The sequence below is a fragment of the Desertivirga brevis genome, assembly GCF_017355835.1.
On the sequence record NZ_JAFEWF010000001.1, the window covers coordinates 1,579,528 to 1,600,575 of the forward strand.

Annotated in this window: 18 protein-coding genes; 15 read left to right on the forward strand and 3 right to left on the reverse strand. The window is 40.9% G+C overall.

Features of this window, described 5'->3' with window-relative positions:
• Positions 1-29: 29 nt before the first annotated feature.
• Positions 30-1,214, forward strand: a complete 1,185-nt coding sequence (locus J4N25_RS06975) for a molybdopterin molybdotransferase MoeA (RefSeq protein WP_207421421.1) — start codon at positions 30-32, stop codon at positions 1,212-1,214.
• A 4-nt stretch (positions 1,215-1,218) separates the two neighbouring features.
• Here J4N25_RS06975 and J4N25_RS06980 read toward each other — a convergent pair whose 3' ends face one another.
• Positions 1,219-1,950 (reverse strand): Crp/Fnr family transcriptional regulator, encoded by a 732-nt coding sequence (locus tag J4N25_RS06980; RefSeq protein WP_207421422.1) that lies wholly within the window; start codon positions 1,948-1,950, stop codon positions 1,219-1,221.
• A 574-nt stretch (positions 1,951-2,524) separates the two neighbouring features.
• On the opposite strand from J4N25_RS06980, the gene J4N25_RS06985 reads away from it, so the two are divergent.
• The 13 genes from J4N25_RS06985 (at position 2,525) to mobA (ending at position 17,138) form a co-directional block, all read left to right on the forward strand.
• Positions 2,525-4,078: an alginate export family protein gene (locus tag J4N25_RS06985; RefSeq protein WP_207421423.1), complete on the forward strand. Its 1,554-nt coding sequence runs from the start codon at positions 2,525-2,527 to the stop codon at positions 4,076-4,078.
• Between the two features lie 41 nt (positions 4,079-4,119).
• Positions 4,120-5,325, forward strand: a complete 1,206-nt coding sequence (locus tag J4N25_RS06990; RefSeq protein ID WP_207421424.1) for a CmpA/NrtA family ABC transporter substrate-binding protein — start codon at positions 4,120-4,122, stop codon at positions 5,323-5,325.
• 48 nt (positions 5,326-5,373) lie between these two features.
• On the forward strand, positions 5,374-6,162 hold the full coding sequence (gene ntrB / locus J4N25_RS06995; protein WP_207421425.1) for a nitrate ABC transporter permease: 789 nt from the start codon (positions 5,374-5,376) through the stop codon (positions 6,160-6,162).
• A 32-nt stretch (positions 6,163-6,194) separates the two neighbouring features.
• The gene (locus J4N25_RS07000; protein ID WP_207421426.1) at positions 6,195-7,079 is read left to right on the forward strand and encodes an ABC transporter ATP-binding protein; all 885 of its coding nucleotides are present in this window, start codon (positions 6,195-6,197) and stop codon (positions 7,077-7,079) included.
• 42 nt (positions 7,080-7,121) lie between these two features.
• Complete coding sequence (locus J4N25_RS07005; protein ID WP_207421427.1) at positions 7,122-8,447, forward strand: MFS transporter; 1,326 nt, start codon at positions 7,122-7,124, stop codon at positions 8,445-8,447.
• Between the two features lie 264 nt (positions 8,448-8,711).
• Positions 8,712-12,233 (forward strand): nitrate reductase, encoded by a 3,522-nt coding sequence (locus J4N25_RS07010; protein WP_207421428.1) that lies wholly within the window; start codon positions 8,712-8,714, stop codon positions 12,231-12,233.
• Positions 12,230-13,732, forward strand: a complete 1,503-nt coding sequence (locus tag J4N25_RS07015) for a rubredoxin domain-containing protein (RefSeq protein ID WP_207421429.1) — start codon at positions 12,230-12,232, stop codon at positions 13,730-13,732. The genes J4N25_RS07010 and J4N25_RS07015 overlap by 4 nt, the downstream gene beginning before the upstream one ends.
• A 4-nt stretch (positions 13,733-13,736) precedes the next feature.
• Entirely contained in the window at positions 13,737-14,468 is a 732-nt protein-coding gene (locus J4N25_RS07020; protein ID WP_207421430.1) for a sulfite exporter TauE/SafE family protein, read from the forward strand.
• Positions 14,468-15,430, forward strand: a complete 963-nt coding sequence (locus J4N25_RS07025; protein WP_207421431.1) for a GTP 3',8-cyclase MoaA — start codon at positions 14,468-14,470, stop codon at positions 15,428-15,430. Before J4N25_RS07020 ends, J4N25_RS07025 begins: the two co-directional genes overlap by 1 nt.
• Before the next feature lie 2 nt (positions 15,431-15,432).
• Positions 15,433-15,666 carry a MoaD/ThiS family protein gene (locus J4N25_RS07030; RefSeq protein WP_207421432.1) on the forward strand — a complete coding sequence of 78 codons (234 nt, stop codon included), beginning with the start codon at positions 15,433-15,435 and terminating at the stop codon, positions 15,664-15,666.
• On the forward strand, positions 15,626-16,147 hold the full coding sequence (locus J4N25_RS07035) for a molybdenum cofactor biosynthesis protein MoaE (protein ID WP_207421433.1): 522 nt from the start codon (positions 15,626-15,628) through the stop codon (positions 16,145-16,147). The genes J4N25_RS07030 and J4N25_RS07035 overlap by 41 nt, the downstream gene beginning before the upstream one ends.
• Positions 16,148-16,257: 110 nt before the next feature.
• Positions 16,258-16,578, forward strand: coding sequence for an Rdx family protein (locus J4N25_RS07040; RefSeq protein ID WP_242695791.1), 321 nt, complete (start codon positions 16,258-16,260; stop codon positions 16,576-16,578).
• On the forward strand, positions 16,575-17,138 hold the full coding sequence (gene mobA / locus J4N25_RS07045; RefSeq protein WP_207421434.1) for a molybdenum cofactor guanylyltransferase: 564 nt from the start codon (positions 16,575-16,577) through the stop codon (positions 17,136-17,138). The genes J4N25_RS07040 and mobA overlap by 4 nt, the downstream gene beginning before the upstream one ends.
• 14 nt (positions 17,139-17,152) lie before the next feature.
• Here mobA and J4N25_RS07050 read toward each other — a convergent pair whose 3' ends face one another.
• Both J4N25_RS07050 and J4N25_RS07055 read right to left on the reverse strand, forming a co-directional pair.
• Complete coding sequence (locus J4N25_RS07050) at positions 17,153-17,947, reverse strand: DUF4249 domain-containing protein (RefSeq protein WP_207421435.1); 795 nt, start codon at positions 17,945-17,947, stop codon at positions 17,153-17,155.
• Positions 17,948-17,951: 4 nt separating this feature from the next.
• Positions 17,952-20,294 carry a TonB-dependent receptor gene (locus tag J4N25_RS07055; RefSeq protein WP_207421436.1) on the reverse strand — a complete coding sequence of 781 codons (2,343 nt, stop codon included), beginning with the start codon at positions 20,292-20,294 and terminating at the stop codon, positions 17,952-17,954.
• Positions 20,295-20,450: 156 nt separating this feature from the next.
• Here J4N25_RS07055 and J4N25_RS07060 point away from each other — a divergent pair, with 156 nt between their 5' ends.
• Positions 20,451-21,020 carry a pyridoxamine 5'-phosphate oxidase family protein gene (locus J4N25_RS07060; protein WP_207421437.1) on the forward strand — a complete coding sequence of 190 codons (570 nt, stop codon included), beginning with the start codon at positions 20,451-20,453 and terminating at the stop codon, positions 21,018-21,020.
• Positions 21,021-21,048 lie beyond the last annotated feature (28 nt).

Consider the following 21,048-nt stretch of genomic DNA (forward strand, 5'->3'; position numbering starts at 1 on the left):
GCTCAAAGCCGTAAACTATAAGAAAACTTATGATTAATTTCTGGGAAGCACAACAAATAATTACATCAAAAGCCAAAAGTTTTGGTTCTGAAATTATTGATCTTGAGGATGCTGAAGGCCGGGTATTAGATGAAGATATTTTTGCCGACCGGGATTACCCTCCATTCAATCGCTCTGCTATGGATGGGTACGCTATTAGATTAGAGGATTGGAGTTCCGGAATAAGAGAATTCGCGATAAAAGAAACAATTTTTGCTGGTGATTTAGCCACTCAAGGTTTAGACAGGGGCTACTGTTACAAGATCATGACTGGAGCGGCAGTCCCACTGGACGCGGACGCCGTTATCCGGCGAGAAGACTCTGCTGAAACTGGAAACAGTGTTAGTTTCACTATCGAAACGGTAACGAAATTCCAGAACATTGCCAGAAAAGGCGAAGACATTAAAAAAGAGACATTAGCTATTCAAAAAAACACCCTATGCAATGCGCCGGTGGTCAGCACACTTGCTACTTTGGGAAAAACAACAATTACAGTAAAGAAACTTCCCAGAGTTGCATTTTTTACAACTGGTAATGAGGTTAAACCAGCAGGATCGGATGTTAATGAAATACAGATCCGCAACAGCAATGAATGGCTGGTAAAAACTCTTTTGAAGTCGTGGCGGATCAAACCTCAACTTTACAAACATCTTCCGGACGACAAAGCACAATTATCAGTAAATATAGAAAAAGGACTTTCTTTTGATATTCTAATTATGAGCGGAGGAGTTTCTGCAGGTGACGCAGACTATGTACCAGAAATTTTGCAAAGCCTCGGGGTAAAAAAACTATTTCACAAGGTTGCCATAAAACCAGGCAAACCATTTTGGTGCGGGGAAATACCCTCCGGAGGATTAGTATTCGCCCTTCCAGGAAACCCCTTTTCTACACTTGTCACCTTCAAGCTTTTCATTGAGACATTCCTTTCAAAATCACTACATCAAACTCTGTCCAAAACACTCCACTTACCATTTGCGGGGAAAAGAATCAGAAAATCCGGCTTTGACGAATTTTTTCCTGTGAGAATAGAGGGAAATCCATCCAGAATAGAACTTGTAGACCTTAATGGCTCAGGCGACATCAGATTAGGATTGTATGCTGATGCAATAGCACACCACCCAAAAGAAAACCCCGAACTTCCGCCCGGGATTTTAGTAACCTGCATATCTCTATAAAAGATTACTGTAACTGTTTCTTTTTGTTACTTCCTTCGGGAAGCAACTCACTGTCACTCACCAAAACAGCGAGCTTTTCAGGATCCAGGATCTTTATACTTTTACCCATAGTAACGATAATACCTTCAGCAACGAGTTCATTTATAACACGGAAAACCGTCTCGTAAGTAGCACCGGCGTAGGAGGCCAGATCCTGACGCGTTAGTTCTATATCAATAAAACCATCTATCGTAAATCCAAACTTATCTTTTAATGAGAAAAGAGCCTGAGCAATACGTCCTTTCACTGGCATGTGAGCCAAATTCCTCATCTTCCTTTCAGATTCCTGCAATTCATCAGCGAAAAACATCATCAACTCGTATGTTAATTCATGATTCACCTTCAGAGTACCTTCAAAAACATCAATTGGTATATAACACACAATTCCATTCTCGAGAGCTGTACCGGAAACAGGATAATAAAGATTAGTACCTAAGCCCCTATGACCTATTATCGCTCCCTTTTTTGCAAAGCGAATGATTAATTCTTTATCCGGCCCCCATTTTTTATGAACCTTAACATTACCCTCATATACAAAATAAACCCCGGTAACCCTCTCACCCTCCTTAAAAATTTGCTCGCCTTTTTTAACCTGATATGTCTGACGGTGTGCATCCAAAGCAGGAAGCCATTCCTTTAAACAGGTCTTGCATAAAAAGCACCTGTCTAAACCGCACTCATGTTTTGTTCTTTTCATTTTAAAATTCTTAATAATCTATCATTTTTTAAAGGGAATCTACTACACCCGGATTCATGTCGCAGAAATGAATCCAGGAACCCCACCTTTGTTCTTATAATAATTGTCAACCCGTCCTAAGTACCCAGCTATAATCGTTTCCTCCAATAGATTTTAATACAAAAAAATTCATTTTGAAAACTAAATACAACTAAAACTAAGCTTTTTTACGATAAAAGCACAGCAAAAAGACAAGAAAACATGATTTACATCAATAAATTCAGTCAAAAAAATTAAAAAATCAATAATTTTTAAATGTTTAACTACTTTCAATTTAATAAAATATAAAAAAACACTGTTTTATATTGGTTAAATCATATAAATAATGATTTTAACCTCTAAAATTTTTGTTTTTCCATTAAATACTCTACTTTTAGCTTAAACAAAAACAAAAACTAAGTCGATTTTTAACAAACAGCAAAAAAATGAGGAAGATTTAAACAGAAAAACCATTAAAAAAGAAAACCCCGTCGGAGGTCGCAGTCCAAACGGGGCAAAGTTTCAAGTGCTTTAACAAACTTAAAAAACCTATCAAATGTACAAAAAAGTTCTCGCATCAAGTATTACAAAGACTTCACTAACTGCAGCATTGGTCGCAATTCTGTCTGCAGGCAAGGTTTCGGCTCAAATGAGCCTTTCTGGTCAACTAAGACCAAGAGCTGAATTAAGAGATGGGTTTTCAAACTTAACTCCCACTACAGCTTCGCCAGGCTCCTTTATTTCACAAAGAACAAGGCTAATCTTCGGATACAAATGGGACAGACTAACCTTTGGGGCTACTGTTCAGGATGTAAGGGTTTGGGGACAAGATGCATCCACCATTAGCCCAGCAGACGGAAACAGACTAATGCTACATGAAGGATGGGCAGACATTGTATTAGCCAACAAAGCAGATACAACAATTAAATTTAAGCTGGTTGACAATCTTTCATTCAAGATTGGTCGCCAGGAACTGATCTACGACGACGCAAGGTTAATAGGCAATCTTGACTGGCTACAACAAGGGCGTCGTTTCGATATGGCTTTATTAAAGATCGTACACCATGGATGGCAGATTGATCTAGGTTACGCCTACAATCAAAATGCAGAAAACAACGCGGGGACATTTTACACCCCAGGAAACGTTCCTCAGTTCATTAGAGACAGTAACGGAGAACTGGTTACTACACCCACCGGAGTGGTTCCTTTAACTATAGGAGGATCAGTTTCTGCAAACAGCTCTGCAACAGGCACACCAGCTTACAACAACCCCGCTAATTCAAATGCAGGCAATCAAAATTACAAAAACTTCGTAAGCTTATACATTGCCAAAAAGCTTAACCAGACGAAAATTTCCCTTTTATTCTTCAAAGACGATTTTGGGAAATACACAGCAACCACGACACCTACAACCAATGGTGGGTTTGTTTATGGCAGAACTTTTAACCAAAAAGGCACCAACAATCGCTACACTCTTGGTGGCATGGTTAGTCCCACATTTGGAAACGCATCAGGATTTGGAAAAATTGCAGTTCAGGCAGCTTACTATCACCAAATGGGTGAAGACAGAGACGGAAAAGAACTAAACGCCTTCCACTACACCGCTGCAGCAACTTATTCAAAAGGCAAATTCACTGTGGGACCAGGCTTTGACTTCCTTTCAGGAAACAAAACAACAACAGCTCCGAACGAAAGCAAACGATTTGATCCCTTATATGGCACTCCGCATAAATTCTGGGGGTTCATGGATTTCTTCTACGCACCTTCAGGCTCTCCAGCCGCAGGCCTGAAAGACTACTATTTCAAAACGAAATTTACTACAAACGAATATTCTATAGCAGCAGATTTCCATCGTTTCGATGCCGACCATTCTCCAGCAGCAGGCGCAACAAAGCACTATGCGCATGAACTCGATGTAGTAACAAGCTATACGCTCAATAAATTCACCACTATCGATCTCGGCTACTCGCACGCCTGGGCCACAAGCAGCTTGCCGCAAGCCAAAGGACTTCCAACTACAGGACTAGACAAATCGCCAGACTTTGCATATCTGATGATTAATATCAAACCTGATTTCTTATTTACGAAACCAGTGGCGATCAAGCAGTAAGGAACAAAATTAACAAGGCATTTTAATTAAACACGAAACGAATGAAACTTATATACAAATTAAAACAGGCTATTACTTTCACAGCTCTTACAGCTGCCATCATAACAATAACTTCAAGCAGCGCTGAAGCAAAAAAAATCAAATTAGGCTTTATTCCACTTACAGACTGCGCCCCTTTGGTAGCAGCGAAAGAACTGGGACTTTTTGCTAAATACGGAGTCGATGTAGAACTTTCAAAAGAAGCTTCATGGGCGAATGTTCGTGACAAGATACTTCTCGGAGAATTAGACGGAGCACACTGCCTTTCATCTATGCCTCTTTCAGTTTATACGGGTATTGGAGGAAAAGCTGGCTCAGAAATGAAGATTGCTATGATGCTAAACTTCAATGGACAAGCAATAACCCTTTCGAAAGATTTCTGCAGCCTTGTTGGATACAAAGAAACCAACAAAGTAGCGCCAGCGGTAAAGAAAGTACAAAGCCGTAAAGAAGTCACTTTTGCTATGACTTTCCCGGGCGGAACGCACGATATCTGGTTAAGATATTGGCTGGCAGCATCAGGAGCACCTAAAAACGTAGGTATCATCACTATCCCTCCCCCCCAAATGGTGGCAAACATGCGCGTCGATAACATGGAAGGATTTTGCGTAGGTGAGCCATGGGGCGGAGTTGCAGCAACTCAAAACATTGGCTTTACACATATTGCTTCTCAGGACCTATGGAGCGATCACCCTGAGAAAGCATTAGTTGTTAATTCCAATTTTGCAAAAAACGACAAAGAGGACCTGAAAAAAGTAATGAAAGCTATCATCGAGGCTCAAAGATGGCTAGACAATTTAGGAAATCGCAAAAAGGCAGCACAGTGGCTCACTAAACCCTACTACGTTAACGCACCCCTGGCAGTAATCGAAGCAAGATTACTAGGATCAAGCGATTTAGGTTGCGACCTGGGAGTTCAGAAATACAAAGGTAACTACATGGTGTTCTACAAAAATGGCACTGTTCCTATGCCTAAAAAGGTTTACTCTTACTGGTTCCTTGCGCAATACGTACGATTCGGATTACTTAAATCAGAGCCAAACTACACACAAATAGCAGAAAGACTAACTCTTGACGATTTATACGCAGAGGTTGCTAAAGAGATGAACATACCTGCTCAGGCTGATATGGGGATCATCAAAACCAACCTCGACATTCCTTTCGACCCGAAAAACATCAACGACTATTTGAAACGCACAAAAAAATAAGGACAAATTCACCGCCTCCGGGAAACCGGAGGTATTAAACAGAAAAAGATGAAGAAGATTTTCACACTCGACACCCTGTACACTATCCTTGCCTTTTTTGGAAGTTTAATTATCCTTGGATTAACATGGCAACTAATTTCCATCCTGACTAAACACGAGATTCCCGGACCTATACCAACCTGGGCAGTTTTTAAAGAATTGGTAGCCGATCCTTTCTACGATTACGGACCCAACGACAAGGGAATTGGCATCCAGTTAATGAGTTCAATCAAACGGGTATTTTTAGGATTCGGCATCGGATCCCTGATCGCAATTCCCTTGGGACTTTTAATGGGATCATCAAAAGTAATGATGCGCCTTTTCAACCCTATCGTTCAGATCCTTCGCCCTGTTTCTCCCCTTGCATGGTTCCCTCTTGGACTCCTTGCCTTTCAGGCAGCCGAGGGTGCCACAGTATTCATTATCGCCATTACTTCTCTTTGGCCTACATTAATCAACACCTCTTTTGGCGTAGCATCCATTCCTGACGACCATAAAAACGTCGGCAAGGCTTTCGGATTCTCAAAATGGAAATATGTGACAAAGATTATGTTACCATTTGCTTTACCTCACATAATTACAGGACTAAGATTATCAATCGGAGTAGCGTGGCTGGTTATTGTAGCAGGCGAAATGCTTTCGGGCGGAGTAGGCATCGGGTTCTTCGTATGGGATAGCTGGAATGGCCTATCACTGGAAAAGATCCTTATTGCGATTCTAATCATTGGCACAGTAGGATTACTACTTGACAAGGTTTTCAATGCGGTACAACATGTATTCCCTTGGGAGAATAAATAATTTTTTGCGGGTCAGATATAAAATATAAAACTATGGCACTTACAGATCAATTATCGGAAACACTAGTTGAGAGTCACGTAAACGGAAAAGCGAAAGTGACTACCATTCAGAATATATCTATAGCAAACTCCATTGAGGTTAAAGATGTAACTGTATCGTTCAAAACTAAAAAAGGAATTTACACCGCGATCAAAGACATAAACCTTAATATTAAAAAAGGAGAGATCGTTTCTTTGATTGGACACTCCGGATGTGGAAAATCAACTCTAATGAATACAATTTCCGGAATGGTAACTCCCACACAAGGAACAGTGACGGCTAACGACAACATTGTTAAAGGTCCGGGGCCAGACAGAGGAATTGTCTTTCAGAACTACTCTTTGCTTCCATGGCTATCTGTATACAAGAACATCTATGAGGCTGTTGACTCTGTAATCCAAGGAAAATCACCATCTGAAAAGAAACAAATTGCAACAGATGCACTTGCCATGGTGAACTTACTTCCTCATAAAGACAAATTACCAGGACAACTTTCCGGAGGAATGAAACAAAGGGTAGCAATTGCCCGTGCTTTCGCCATTAGTCCAAAGATCCTTCTACTCGACGAGCCCTTCGGCGCTCTCGACGCCCTGACAAAAGGATCTATGCACATTGAACTTCTTAAATTATGGAACCTTGACAACCGCAACAAGACTATAGTCATGGTTACCCACGATATTGAAGAAGCTATCTTCCTTTCAGATCGGGTAGTGGTAATGAACAATGGACCAGCGGCCACAATTAAGGAAATTGTAGATATCCCTCTTGAAAGACCAAGAAACAAGAAAGACATTGTACATGATCCCAAATATATGGAGATCCACGACAGACTGCTAAGTCTCTTGTTTGACAAATTCTCCATCAACGACATCCACTAAGACAATTCCCTACAACACTTTTTTTTATCAAATAATACTAAAATGACAAGCAACAAACCACTACCAAAGCTCAACATCTTCAGTTTCAATGGAGTTCAGATGAGAACTTTCCACATTACATGGATGATGTTCTTTGTATGTTTTTTTGGCTGGTTCGGACTGGCTCCGTTAATGCCCACTATCCGCGAAGACCTCGGCTTATCTAAAGGCCAGGTTGGAAACTTGATCATCGCATCAGTATCCTCCACTATTATAGCCCGGCTAATCATAGGACGCTTGTGCGACACTTGGGGACCAAGAATAACAGCAGTGCGCTTGCTCGTTTTAGGATCAATACCCGTAATGCTTGTTGGCCTGGCGCAGGACTACAGCACCTTCCTATTATTCCGCCTTGCAATAGGCATGATCGGGGCATCATTCGTTATCACTCAGTTCCACACATCAATGATGTTCGCTCCTGAGATCAAAGGAACAGCAAACGCAGTGACCGGCGGATGGGGCAACCTGGGAGGCGGAATCACCAACATGGTTATGCCAATAATATTTGCAAGCATCGTTGGGATGGGATACACTAAGGGAGAGGCATGGAGATACGCGATGATCTTTCCGGGAGTAATGATGCTTATTATCGCCTTCTTCTACTTCAAATTCACTAAAGACACCCCAAATGGAAACTATAAGGAAATTGGCTACACCAAGGCCGATACAGGAAAAACAGATTGGTCTGTTTTAGCCGACTGGAGAGTATGGGCACTGGCACTTGCCTATGGAATGTGCTTTGGAATGGAAATCACTTTTGATAACGTTGCATCTCTTCACTTCGTAGATACTTTCGGATTAAAGCAAGAAACGGCAGGTTTACTGGCCGGAGCTTTTGGAGCAATGAACCTTTTTGCCAGAGCCTTCGGGGGAATTGTGGCTGACAAAATTGGAAAATCTTACGGACTAAAAGGCAAAGGTCTTTTACTAGCATCAATGCTTTTACTGGAAGGGATCGGATTAACGTTCTTTGCCAACGCTACCTCCCTTACTGCTGCAATCATCTATATGGTTTCATTTGCTATGTTCCTGAAAATGTCAAATGGAGCAACTTATGCGATAACACCTTTTGTTAACAAGAAAAATGTTGGATTAGTGAGCGGAATCGTCGGCGCTGGCGGAAATCTGGGAGGTATGATGTTCGGATTTTTATTCAAATCAGAAAGCATAACATACAATGAAGCTTTCACTTATATCGCTTATGCGGTAATGGCCGTAGCGGGAATAATACTATTTACAAGATTCCAGAAAGAATCTAAAACAGAGGAACAAACAGAAATTGCAGGCAAAAAAGGAAAACTTGCAATAGAATTATCAGATCCAAAGTAATAAAATCATAAAAATATACACCAAATAGACCTATTTTTTAACAAAACAAACAAATACAGATTTAAATAATACAAAAAAGGTCAAAACAAGGCTCAAAACATGAGAAAGATCATGATTTTAAGCCTTATTTTTTTAATAAACATAAAATATTTATTATAAATTTCATATTTTTGATTAACAAATCACTAGATATTGACATTTGTATATTAAATGCAATAGCATTAGAGAATAAAAGGCAGTTTTCAAACAAGTATTAGCAATAATATGACAGCAAAGCATCTACAAAATCAGTTTACTACAACATGTTGCTATTGCGGTGTTGGTTGCGGAGTAGTAGTCGACAAGGAAAAGAATGGCACAATTAGCGTTAGCGGCGATAAAGATCATCCTGTAAACAAAGGAATGCTTTGTAGCAAAGGGATGAACCTTCAATATACAGTAAATGATAAAACGGATCGTTTACTGTATCCCGAGATGCGCTTCAATAAAAACATGCCGAGACAGAGGGTTTCCTGGGACTTCGCCCTTGAGCGTACTGCCGCTGTTTTCAAAACATTTATTGATAAATACGGGCCAGATTCCGTTGCTTTCTATGCTTCAGGCCAATGCCTCACCGAAGAATATTATGTAATTAATAAGCTGATAAAGGGATTTATCGGCAGTAATAATATCGACACAAACTCCAGGCTTTGTATGAGCAGTGCAGTGGTGGGGTATAAAATGTCATTAGGAGAAGACAGTGTTCCGGTATGCTATGATGATATCGAACTTGCTGACTGCTTCTATGTTACCGGAGCGAATCCTGCATGGTGCCATCCAATCTTATGGCGTCGTGTTGAAGCCCATAAGGCGGCAAATCCAGATGTAAAAATCATCGTGGTTGACCCGAGGGTTACCGACACTTGCTCTATAGCCGACTTGCATTTACAAATCAACCCCGGCACGGATGTGACTTTAAATTATGCTATAGGCCGTGCGCTTATTGAAAACGGGGCTATTGATACAAACTTCATTGATGAACATACAGAAGGGTTCGACAAATACCGGGAACTGGTATTCCAAAAGACAATATTCGAGGCTTCAGTTATCTGTGGTGTTAATGAAGACGACATTCTTCTTGCAGCGGAATATATCAGTGATGCTAAAGGATTTATAACTATGTGGACCATGGGACTTAATCAAAGTTCTATCGGCACAAATAAAAATTTAAGCTTAATAAACTTAAACCTGATCACGGGACATATAGGAAAACCGGGTTCTGGACCTTTTTCCCTGACAGGACAACCAAATGCAATGGGCGGTCGCGAGGTAGGAGGCCTTTCAAATCTTCTACCTGCCCATAGGAACTTAGCCAATCCTTTACATCGTGAAGAGGTTCAAAAGTTTTGGGGCGGAACCACCATTCCTGAAAAACCAGGATTAACGGCAACGGAAATGTTTGAAGCATTAAATGATGGCCGCCTAAAAGCCATCTGGATCCTTTGTACAAACCCGCTTACCAGCCTCCCTAACACCCGCTTCGCAGAGGAAGCTCTTAAAAAAGCCAAATTTGTAGTCGTTCAGGAAGTTAGCAACAAACCTGAAACGCTTAAATACGCTGACGTAATCCTCCCGGCAGCAGCATGGACCGAAAAAGAAGGTACCATGACTAATTCCGAAAGAAGGATCAGTTATCTACATCAGATTGTTCCTCCTCCGGGAGAAGCTCTGCCAGACGCAGAGATCATCTGCCGCTTTGCGAGAAAAATGGGCTTCCACGGCTTTGATTACAAATCAATGGAAGAAATCTACAAGGAGCACACCAGGCTAACGGCAAAAACCAACATTAATATTCAAGGTCTTGATTATAGTATAATCAGAGAACAAAAAACAGTTCAATGGCCTTTTAATAAAAAGAATAATACAGGCACCAAGCGCCTGTTTACAGACAAAAAGTTCTATACTCCAAGCACTAAGGCAATCATTCACTCACCTGAAGATATTTTTACCAGCGAAATGCCTGATGAAGACTTCCCTTTTATCCTAACTACCGGAAGGATCAGGGACCATTGGCACACCATGAGTAAAACCGGAAAGGTCAATAAACTTAAAAAGCACATATCTCAGGCTTTTCTGGAAATCCATCCTGCTGATGCTGAACAGTTGAGTGTAAAGGACGGCGGAATAGTTGTAGTAACTTCCAAAAGAGGCGATGTTCGTGTAAAAGCAAAGGTCTCAGCCAGCATAAAGCAAGGTGTTGTTTTTCTTCCCATGCATTGGGGTAAGATCCTGGGAAATGATCTGAACAGGGCAAATAATGTTACTAGTACAATTCTTGACCCTTACTCTAAAGAACCTGATTTTAAATTTTGCGCGGTTAGCGTTGCAAAATACATCAAGCCAAAGCAACATGTGGTTGTTATCGGCGCCGGGGCGGGATCTTTCGGATTTGTTAAGAGCTATCGTGAGATCAATCAGGAAGATGAGATCACCATCTTCAGTAAGGAAGATTTTCCATTCTACAACAGGGTCATGTTACCTGATTATATCAGTGGCGAACAGCAATGGGAACAACTGGTAAAAATGAAAGACTCTGAAGAACCCCAATACAATATCAGACTTCTAAGAGGCGTAAGTGTCGAGAAGGTTAATCGGGAAGAAAAGTATGTAATTGATTCAAGAGGCATTAGAACATATTACGACAAGCTTATTATGGCTACCGGCAGCCGTGCTTCCGTTCCACGCAATGTACCTTCCCTTCCGGGCATCTTTACTATGCGTAGTCGTACAGATGCTGATAATTTCAAAAAACATGTTCCAAAGAACGGTCATGTGGTAATTGTAGGTGGTGGATTACTGGGGCTTGAAATGGCCGCTTCTTTACGCGAGATCGGAATAAAGATTACCATTGTTCAACGTATCTCCAGGTTCCTCAACCGTCAATTAGACCCCCTCGGCAGTCAGTTACTGCATGAAGAGATGGTGGATCAAGGTTGCGACATCTATTATAATGATGAAGTCCAACTATTCTACGGCCGGTCGAAATTAACGGGGGTTGGATTAGCCAGCGGCAGAAAGGTTAATTGCGATGCACTGATCATCGCTATAGGAACAACTCCAAATCTTGAGCTTGCAAGAGATTCGGGATTAGAGTGCAAAAGAGGTGTAGTAGTGAACGAGCGTTTACAGACAAGTGACCCTGAGGTGTTTGCCATTGGAGAGATTGCAGAATTTGAGGGTGTTTTATACGGAATAACAGCAGCCGCAGAACAGCAGGCCGAAGTTGTGGCTCGCTATCTTAGCGGAGATATTGCCAGCTATTACCAGGGTAGTCTGTTTATGAATATTATAAAAATTCAGGGCTTTGATCTCTGCAGCATTGGAATCCCCGAATGCCCGGACGATAGAAATTACGAAGAGATCGTATTCATCGACAAAGCAAAGAGGTACTATAAAAAATGTATCATTCATGAAGACCGATTAGTTGGAGCAATCCTTATCGGCGATAAATCAGAGTTCCAGGAATTCAGGGAACTTATTGGAAACAAAACTGAGCTAAGCGAAAAACGAATTCAATTACTAAGAAGCGGCAAAAAAGCTGACCCTGTATTAGGAAAACTCGTTTGCAGCTGTAATAATGTAGGAAGCGAGAATATCAAAAACAAGATTCAGGGAGGATGCACGGACTTTAAAGAGTTATGTGCATCAACGGGAGCAGGAACAGGTTGCGGCTCCTGTCGGCCGGAAGTGAAGCGTCTGCTTGAAGAAAGTTTAAAAAATGAATTAGTAGAAAGTGCTGCAGTATGAAAGAGGAATTAATAGATACCACCCATTCTATAAAGATCAATCTTCCCGGAGGCATCGTAGCAGCCGGAGATTTACTGGTAATACTGAATGCTGCAGAAAAAGCAGGTGTAAATAAAATCAGCCTTGGGAACAGGCAGCAACTCTTTCTGACGGTAAAGGATGAAAAGCTGGAAGACCTGGAACATGAGTTCCTGATGGAAGACATTGAATATGAAAAAGATTCAGATACATTCCCCAATATTATCAGCTCTTATGTTTCAGAAGACATCTTCAGTGTCTCCAACTGGCTTCGTGAAGGGGTATATAAGGATATCCTCGATGGGTTTGACTTCAAACCCCGCCTAAAGATAAATCTTGCAGATAACAACCAAAGTTTCATACCCTTCTTTACTGGAAATCTGAACTTCATTGCTTCTAACTTAAGTAATTTTTGGCACCTCCATATCCGTTTCCCTAAGTCGAACACTTTTTATTACTGGCCCAACCTGGTTTATACCGAGGATATTGCTATCTTATGCAAACTTATAGAGGAGAACATTTTTGCTAACAAAAATCTCTTTTACGATCAGGAGACCGTAGATGGATCTGTTCTCTTTGAGAAGATTTCAGTACTAAAAAGGTTCATTACTCAGGAGCCTACAGAGCCCTTAACTCTTCCCGACTTTCAGCTTCCCTATTACGAAGGATTTAATAAATACGGAAACAAATATTGGCTGGGGATATATAAGCGTAACGAAGAATATTCTATTTCATTTCTGAAAGACATTTGTTCGATCTGCCTTCAAAGCAGGGTTGGCCAGATTTACACAACGCCCTGGAAATCACTTATTATTAAAGACATTAACCCTGAAAACAGAAAGCTTTGGAATTTTATCCTTGCCAAAAACAGGGTTAATGTTCGACACGCATCTAACGAGTTAAACTGGCAAATTGAAGACCAGTGCGTTTATGGGTTAAAGCTCAAACAACATTTGGTAAGGCAATTTGATCTCGAGGATATTCGTACGTTCAAGCTATGCTTTGCCATCAAAATAAATCCTAAAACGGGACTATTCGGATCAGTTATTATTAAGAAACAGTTTGAAACAACTGAAGGAGAGCCTGATAACTTTGATGTGCTGCATACGCGAGATTTCAATCCGAATTCCAAAGACTTTGTGACCTACCGCACAGATGTATCCTACGATGACCTCGCAGAGGTCCTTATCAAGCTATCAGACCACTTCTATACCTTACAGACTGACGGAGATACCATTTCACCTTCTATTCTATCTGCTGTTAATGAGCCCGAGTTGGAAGAAGAGAAAGTTTTTGTGCACCAGTGCAAGCATTGCGCAACGGTTTATGATCAGGAATATGGTGAAGAATTCAATGGTATAGCAGCAGGTACTGCTTTCTCGGCTTTACCAAACAACTACACCTGCCCCACTTGTGATTCAGCTAAAGGAGATTTTACAGAAGTTGACAAAAACTCTTTGGCACAATTGGTACTTTTGTAGAAGAATGGATTTAAACCTACTGCTTGCACTATCTCTTTTCGTGATAGGATTTCTGTATGCATCTGTTGGGCACGGCGGAGCTAGCGGCTATCTCGCGGTATTATCCATATTTGCTATTCCGGTATCAGAGTATAAACCATTGATCCTGGTTTTAAATATTCTGGTGGCGAGCATGGGCTTTATTCAGTTTACAAGAGCAGGCTATTTTAAATGGCGGTTATGCTGGCCTTTTCTTCTTACATCCATTCCAGCAGCTTTTATAGGTTCTAAAATGCCTATCAAGGGAGATTTGTACAATCTTCTTTTAGGCTTAGCCCTTGTCGTTCCGGTAATCAGACTGCTTGGATTTACCCCTGTTGAAAAACTTCAGCGAAAAGTTGTTAAAGTTCCTTTAGCACTGTTTATTGGGGTCATTATAGGTTTCTTGTCGGGCATGTTGAATATTGGGGGAGGAATATTTTTGAGCCCTGTCTTGATCTTATTAGCCTGGGCAGATGCGAAAGAAGCCGCCGCGGCTTCTGCTATTTTTATTGTCCTTAATTCAGCTTCGGGTCTTTTAGGCTTTAATGGTCAAATCAATTTCGACATTTCTTCTTCTGCGTGGTTTATCGCAGCTTTGTGTGGCGGAATTGCGGGGGCCTACTGGGGAAGTCAACGTTTTAAAGTTGTCACTGTCAGATACCTGTTGACAGCTGTTCTGGCAATAGCTTCCGTAAAACTTATATTTTTTATGTGATGGTTGAACTTAGAGATGATTTTGAGAGAAAGTTTAAGACTCTGCGGGTAAGCCTAATAAATACCTGCAATCTTGGCTGCGTGTACTGCACCTGCGGGACAGAGGATTTGAAAGAGAACCATCTTTTAACCCAAGAAAAAGGAATTTCGGCTCACGAACTTTCCGCGATCATTTCAAACCTTCACAATACTCTCCAATTGGAGACGGTTCGCTTTACCGGAGGCGAGCCTCTGCTATATAAAGATCTTCTGAAAATCGTTTCATCGGTTAAACAACTTGGTATTAACGATTTAAAAATTACCACTAACGGCCTTCTATTAGAAAATATCGCAGCAGACCTCGCATCAGCAGGTATTACATCCATGAATGTTTCTCTCGATGCTATCGATGAAGATATATTTTACAAGGTTAGTCGCAGAAGTGGAATACATAGAATCCTCAGGGGAATTGACAAGGCAATAGAGAGCGGCATTGACGTCAAGATCAATTCAGTGGTAATGAAAGGTTTAAATGAGGATCAGGTTCTTCCATTGCTCAACTTTGCTTTTAGCAGAAACCTTAGGATCCGCTTTTTGGAGATCATGGCAATGGGACATTTGTTTGGACAGTCAGAGAAGCACTTCTTCTCTCAGGATGAAATCTTGTCGCTGATCAATACCCGCTATGAATTTACCCGGCAACTGCGAAAAAACTCTTCCACTGCTAACTATTGGAAAACTGAAGAGGGACATATTTTTGGAATAGTGGCTAACGAAAGCGAGCCTTTTTGTGGAGACTGCAATCGACTGAGACTGGATTCACTAGGCAACATCTATGGTTGCCTAAGTAGCAATTTCCCAATCTCTGTTAGAAATGTTCAGAAGGATGAAGAGTTAACAGAAAAACTCCAGGTGGCTATGTGGCAAAAACAAACGGTTAAATTTACAGGCAGTAGCTTAAGTATGCTTAATATTGGAGGATAACGATGACGATAGAAGTTTATGCAATGTTGAAAGATTATTTTGAGAAGCAGTTTATTATCAAAGAACAGATCACCGACATAAATTCGCTAAAAGAATATCTTTCTGAACAGAAACCAGAAGCAACAGGCATTTTACGTTCCTGCAGATTTGCGGTAGATGATGAGTTTGTTAGCGACACTTACCAATTGAAAGAAAATGACAGCATTAGCATCATCCCTCCCAGCAGTGGAGGTTAGCCAATATATTTCTTCAGACCCGCTTGATCTTGCTGGATTGCTTGCTAAAAGTCACCATCCGCTTGCGGGTGCCGTTGTTCTTTTCAGTGGCGACGTGAGAGATAACAATCTCGGAAGACAGGTTGACTATCTCGAATATGAGGCCAAAGAAAGCATGGCTGCAAAAATGATCCATGAGATATTGCAAGAAGCAAAAGAACGCTGGCATCTAAACATAGCTGTTGCTCAACACCGTACGGGTAAAGTAGCTGTTGGTGAATGCGCTGTAGTTGTAATAACTGCAACACCTCATCGACGCGAAGCATACGAGGCCAACCGCTACATTATTGACCGGATTAAACACGAGGTTCCGATATGGAAGTGTGAGTATTTTACGGATGGCACGAAGAAGTGGGGAGGCAATTGTAATTGCCATGATATCACAGGCGATCCGAACAAGCACTTATATGAGAGCGAAGCTACCCTACCTCTAAAGGGTTAGTAACCTAGGCGCATGGCCAGCGCCCTAATAGGGAGAAGCGAGCGCATAAACAGGGAGTAGTAATAAACGCGCTTCCACTTCAAGAGGCTAAAGATCAAATAAGATAGATTATGAACGAAATGCATTCCCCATTTAGAGAATTAGGGGGTAAACCAACCATAACAATTGAGTACTGTCCAAAATGCGGATGGATGCTCCGTTCTGCTTACTTTGCCCAGGAGCTTCTTACGACTTTTTCCGAGGATGTGAAAGGGGTGCTGCTTGCCCCCTCTGAAACGAGCGGAACTTTTAAAATATTTATAGAAACTAAATTGATTTTTGACCGAAAAACTGCAGGAGGCTTCCCTGAAATAAAGGAACTGAAACAGATCGTTCGGGACATTGTTAATCCCGAAAAAAGTCTGGGTCACTCTGACAAAAAACAATCATGAGTAAGCTAATAGGAGTTATTTTATGCGGAGGCGAGAGCAAACGTATGGGCCGGGATAAAGGCCTGATTGAACAAGATGGCAAACACTGGGCGGTTTTAATAGCTGAAAAATTAAAGCAGCTGGAACTTCCTGTTGTAGTTTCGATCAACGGGAAACAGCAGGCTGACTACGAAACCCTTTTCCCTGACACTCCTTTGATTGTTGATAAGCTTAGCATTAATGGCCCCTTAAACGGATTGCTTACTATTCATGAGCACTTTCCCGATAAAGATATATTACTAATGGCTACAGACCTTATAGACATGGACGGAGACACTCTTAATAATCTTCTACAGGTTTACAATAATGAGCCAGGCTTTGACTTCTACGCTTACGAACAGGATGGATTTGCACAATCTTTCTGCTCAATCTTTACCTCCCAGGGGTTAAAGGGTGTATTCGAACGTTTTATGAATAAAGAGCTAAAGAAATACAGTTTGCACGACCGCTTTAACGAAGGCAAGACAAAGTTCATCCCCTTAAACAATATCCAAGCTTTTAATAATTACAACAATTTGTAAGAACCAAAATATCTTTATAAAAAGGGTACGTAAAGCTGTTCCGTTTGCTGTGTCTGGGCACTAAAATAACCCAGGGCTCCATTACTTATATTAGAAACAGGATTTGCCGGCGTAACAGAAGCGCCTCCCCTACTTCTGTTTTGATCGAGGCCAAACCAATAACGGTAAATAACAGGATCAATACAGTGCATTTCAACTGCTACCTTGTCGCCGCTTTTTAAATCCACATCCACATCAAAAAGGTCTCGAGTTACCTGCTTTCCGTCTGTAAAATCATCGCTATAAACGAATATTGAACTAGTCTTTACCTCATTTACCGATAACACAAAACGATAGTAGTTCTTTATCTGTGGGGGATCCCGAAAGATCAGCTGAAGAGAAGTACGGCTATTATTGAATATAGTGGTACTTTGGAATCCAATAGAGTCTATAGTGACTTGCGAAGGCATCCTGGATTGAGCTGTGTAGCTTTTCCTGTTGTATAAGATACTTAAGGAATAGGTTCTTCCGGGAATTCCCCTCATTCGACGCGAGCTATAGATCCCGGGAGCCCTCTCCCGGAAAGCATAGGTGATTCCGTCCTGGTCTTTAACCGTAACAGTAGCTCCGGATACGCCGGGAAATCTATTTGACTCGCCAATAGGTACGGAAGATGTGATTCTAACTGATTGCGTATCCGTTCTGTTATTGATCACACCTTCTATTACCAATAAAGGGTCTGAACCTTTTAGCTCAATATCGATCACTTTCTCACAGGCCGAAAAAAACAGCAGGGCAAACAGAACAAAAAAGGTTTGAATCAATCGCATCGTGCTAATATTTGAAGTTCCAGGTTACAGATGGAATAATACCGAATAATGATGTTTGAACAGCTTGTGTTCTGCCTGGGTCCTCTGGATTATCCTTAAATTCAACAATATATGCATTCTTCCGGTTATACAAATTATAAACACTAAACGTCCAGCTTGACTTGAAGCGTTTATTAGCTTTACCATTAAGTGTTGCTCCAAAGTCCAAACGATGATATTCAGGCATTCTGTAACCATTTCGCTCAGAGTACAGGTATTCTGTATGACCATCTAATTGATATTTACCACTCGGGTAGGTTACGGCATTCCCAGTATTATAGACGAAAGTAGCAGAAAGCGTCCAACGTTTGCCGGGGTTATAGATGTTTACCAAGGACAGGTCATGAGTGCGATCTTGCCGTGCTGGAAAATAATTGCCGTGATCAATTCCAGCAAAACTTCTTTCAGTTCTGGAAATTGTATAAGCTATCCAACCGTTGTATCTACCTTGTTTCTTTTTTAGAAACAACTCCGCTCCATACGCCCTTCCTTTGCCAAATAATAGCTCCGATTCAACATCAGCATTCCCTCTAAGATTAGCAGCATTCTTGTAATCGATCTGATTCTCCATTTTCTTGTAATAAAGCTCGGTAGAAAATTCGAAGTTATCATTAAAGAAATTTCTGTAATAGCCGAGCGAGGCTTGGTCCGCAATCTCAGGCTTAATATTATTACTGCTCATTACCCAAGTATCTGTTGGTAAACTTGCTGTTGAATTGGAAAGTAAGTGCAGATTTTGAGTATTGCGGGTAAGTGAGGCTTTTACAGATGAATTGTTATCAAGCTGAAGACTTGCCGCCAGCCGTGGCTCCAAATTAAGATAAGACTTAACAACCTCTCCTTTCTGGTACTCTTTTGAGTCTATAGCTGAGCCGGTATCATTGTAAGTTTTAATAGAACCCGGACCCAGTAAGCCGAAAGAGCTAGTCCGTAATCCGTAATTTATACTAAGGTAATTAGAAACTTTCCATTCGTCAGATATGTAAGCAGCTAGTTCAACTCCTTGCCGACTTGCAATTACTTTACTATTTATGTCTGAGGTCGAGGAAGAAATTATCTCGCCGGGCCTGATCTTATGATGATTGGCATTTAAACCGAAACGAACGGTATGATTGCTGGCGGCAAAGTATTGGTAATCTTGCTTCAGGTTCCAGTCCCGTATTATCGATGTTACCCTGAAATCACTTCCCTCGCTTAGGTTTTCAATCGCATAATCATAATCACTGTAGATCAAACTTGTATTAGAAAAAAGCTTATTGCTAAATAAATGGTTCCAGCGAATAGTGGCAGTAGAGTTACCCCAATTGAAATAAAAGCTCTTATTTAGGCCAAGTTGATCCTTTCCAAAATAACCGGATACATAGATCGTATTATTATCGTTAAGCTTGTAATTTGCCTTGACATTGAAGTCATAAAAATAAAGCACAGTTTTGCGAAGTGTAGTATCTGGTGATAATTTCAAAAAAAGATCCGCATAGGTCCTTCTGCCACTCACCATGAACGACCCCTTTCCCTTGTTAATAGGGCCTTCCACTTTTAAACGTGAGGCAATCAGTCCAATACCCCCTTCAGCTGTATACTCCTTTCTATTCCCCTCGTTCATTGTTATATCTACCACAGATGCAAGTCTTCCTCCATATTGAGCAGGCATTCCCCCCTTATAAACAGAAACATCCTTTATTGCATCTGAGTTGAAAGTTGAAAAGAATCCAAGAAGATGCGAAGCATTGTAAACATTTGCTTCGTCTAACAGAATGAGATTTTGATCAGAAGACCCTCCACGTACATAAAAACCGCTATTTCCTTCCCCTGCCGACTTAATTCCTGGAAGCAACTGAATTGTTTTTAAGATATCTCTTTCACCTAATAGTACAGGGATGTTCTTCACTCCCTCCATATTAAGCTTGTCTAAACCCATTTGGGGACGAATAATCTGTTCTTTCGACGACTGGCTATTGATAACCACTTCTCTTAATTGACTGGTCGGAGCCAATTCGAAATTTAGGTTTTGATTAGCCAGGACATTAATTTTTTTTGAAAGGGTGCGGTAACCGATATAGCTTATCTGGATAGTAAGCTCTCCAGACCCTGTACTTATAGAGTAGAAACCGTAGGTATTAGTAGAAGTGCCTTTATTCTCTTCAAGAATTCTTACAGAAGCACCGATCAATGTTTCTCCAGACACAGAATCTTTTATTACCCCTTTAATGGTGTACTTTAATTGGGCCGAAAGCTGACATGGAAGCATCATGAACAACGAAGCAAGAAGGAATAATCTAGTAAGAGGATATTTTATCCCTTTGGGCATGTTGGTATCAATTATCCGCTAAGATAACAATTGGTGCATTGGCCCTACTAATAATTCTGAATTCTCAGGCTAGTTAACCTGTCAGGTATAGCAGAAATTCAACTTATCTTAAACAAAAACTCTGTTCAGCCTTTTTACTATGTATAAATTTTCGCTATGGAAAAACTACATGGGACAACCGTTCAGGAGCAACTTGAGGAAATAGAACATATAAAAAAAGTACGGGAGGTGGCAGATAAGATTAAAGACATTAAGATTGCCATGCTCACCACCGTAAATAATGAGGGAAAGCCGCACAGCAGGCCAATGTACACTTTCGATGTCAAAGACGATGGTATTATATGGATGTTTCTTGCGAAAGACTCTCATAAGGTAAAAGAAATCGAAACTAACCCTAATGTAATTTTAAATTACAGCAATCCGCAGCACGATCTATACATAACGGTAAACGGACTGGCAGAAGTGAGCGACAATCCTGTAAAAATCGAAGAGTTATGGAGCGACCGCTTTAAGGCTTGGTTTCCCTATGGGAAAACTGATCCCAACCTTGCACTTCTAAAGATCACTCCTCAGCAGGCAGAGTACTGGCAGAGCCCTGATATTTTACTTGCTCAAATTGTTTCCCTTGTAAAAAACACTATAAGTGGAAATGCATATGAAGAGGGCGAAAACAAGAAAATAGACTTTTTAACTAACCAACACGGGGAGGACAAGAAGAATACTTAATCACCAAGGTTATTAGTGACCTAATTTA

Bases quoted from the DNA above. Each gene is read 5' to 3' on its own strand.
- J4N25_RS06975 (WP_207421421.1), top strand. From the start codon at position 30: ATGATTAATTTCTGGGAAGCACAACAAATAATTACATCAAAAGCCAAA.
- J4N25_RS06980 (WP_207421422.1), bottom strand. From the start codon at position 1,950: ATGAAAAGAACAAAACATGAGTGCGGTTTAGACAGGTGCTTTTTATGC.
- J4N25_RS06985 (WP_207421423.1), top strand. From the start codon at position 2,525: ATGTACAAAAAAGTTCTCGCATCAAGTATTACAAAGACTTCACTAACT.
- J4N25_RS06990 (WP_207421424.1), top strand. From the start codon at position 4,120: ATGAAACTTATATACAAATTAAAACAGGCTATTACTTTCACAGCTCTT.
- ntrB (WP_207421425.1), top strand. From the start codon at position 5,374: ATGAAGAAGATTTTCACACTCGACACCCTGTACACTATCCTTGCCTTT.
- J4N25_RS07000 (WP_207421426.1), top strand. From the start codon at position 6,195: ATGGCACTTACAGATCAATTATCGGAAACACTAGTTGAGAGTCACGTA.
- J4N25_RS07005 (WP_207421427.1), top strand. From the start codon at position 7,122: ATGACAAGCAACAAACCACTACCAAAGCTCAACATCTTCAGTTTCAAT.
- J4N25_RS07010 (WP_207421428.1), top strand. From the start codon at position 8,712: ATGACAGCAAAGCATCTACAAAATCAGTTTACTACAACATGTTGCTAT.
- J4N25_RS07015 (WP_207421429.1), top strand. From the start codon at position 12,230: ATGAAAGAGGAATTAATAGATACCACCCATTCTATAAAGATCAATCTT.
- J4N25_RS07020 (WP_207421430.1), top strand. From the start codon at position 13,737: ATGGATTTAAACCTACTGCTTGCACTATCTCTTTTCGTGATAGGATTT.
- J4N25_RS07025 (WP_207421431.1), top strand. From the start codon at position 14,468: ATGGTTGAACTTAGAGATGATTTTGAGAGAAAGTTTAAGACTCTGCGG.
- J4N25_RS07030 (WP_207421432.1), top strand. From the start codon at position 15,433: ATGACGATAGAAGTTTATGCAATGTTGAAAGATTATTTTGAGAAGCAG.
- J4N25_RS07035 (WP_207421433.1), top strand. From the start codon at position 15,626: ATGACAGCATTAGCATCATCCCTCCCAGCAGTGGAGGTTAGCCAATAT.
- J4N25_RS07040 (WP_242695791.1), top strand. From the start codon at position 16,258: ATGAACGAAATGCATTCCCCATTTAGAGAATTAGGGGGTAAACCAACC.
- mobA (WP_207421434.1), top strand. From the start codon at position 16,575: ATGAGTAAGCTAATAGGAGTTATTTTATGCGGAGGCGAGAGCAAACGT.
- J4N25_RS07050 (WP_207421435.1), bottom strand. From the start codon at position 17,947: ATGCGATTGATTCAAACCTTTTTTGTTCTGTTTGCCCTGCTGTTTTTT.
- J4N25_RS07055 (WP_207421436.1), bottom strand. From the start codon at position 20,294: ATGCCCAAAGGGATAAAATATCCTCTTACTAGATTATTCCTTCTTGCT.
- J4N25_RS07060 (WP_207421437.1), top strand. From the start codon at position 20,451: ATGGAAAAACTACATGGGACAACCGTTCAGGAGCAACTTGAGGAAATA.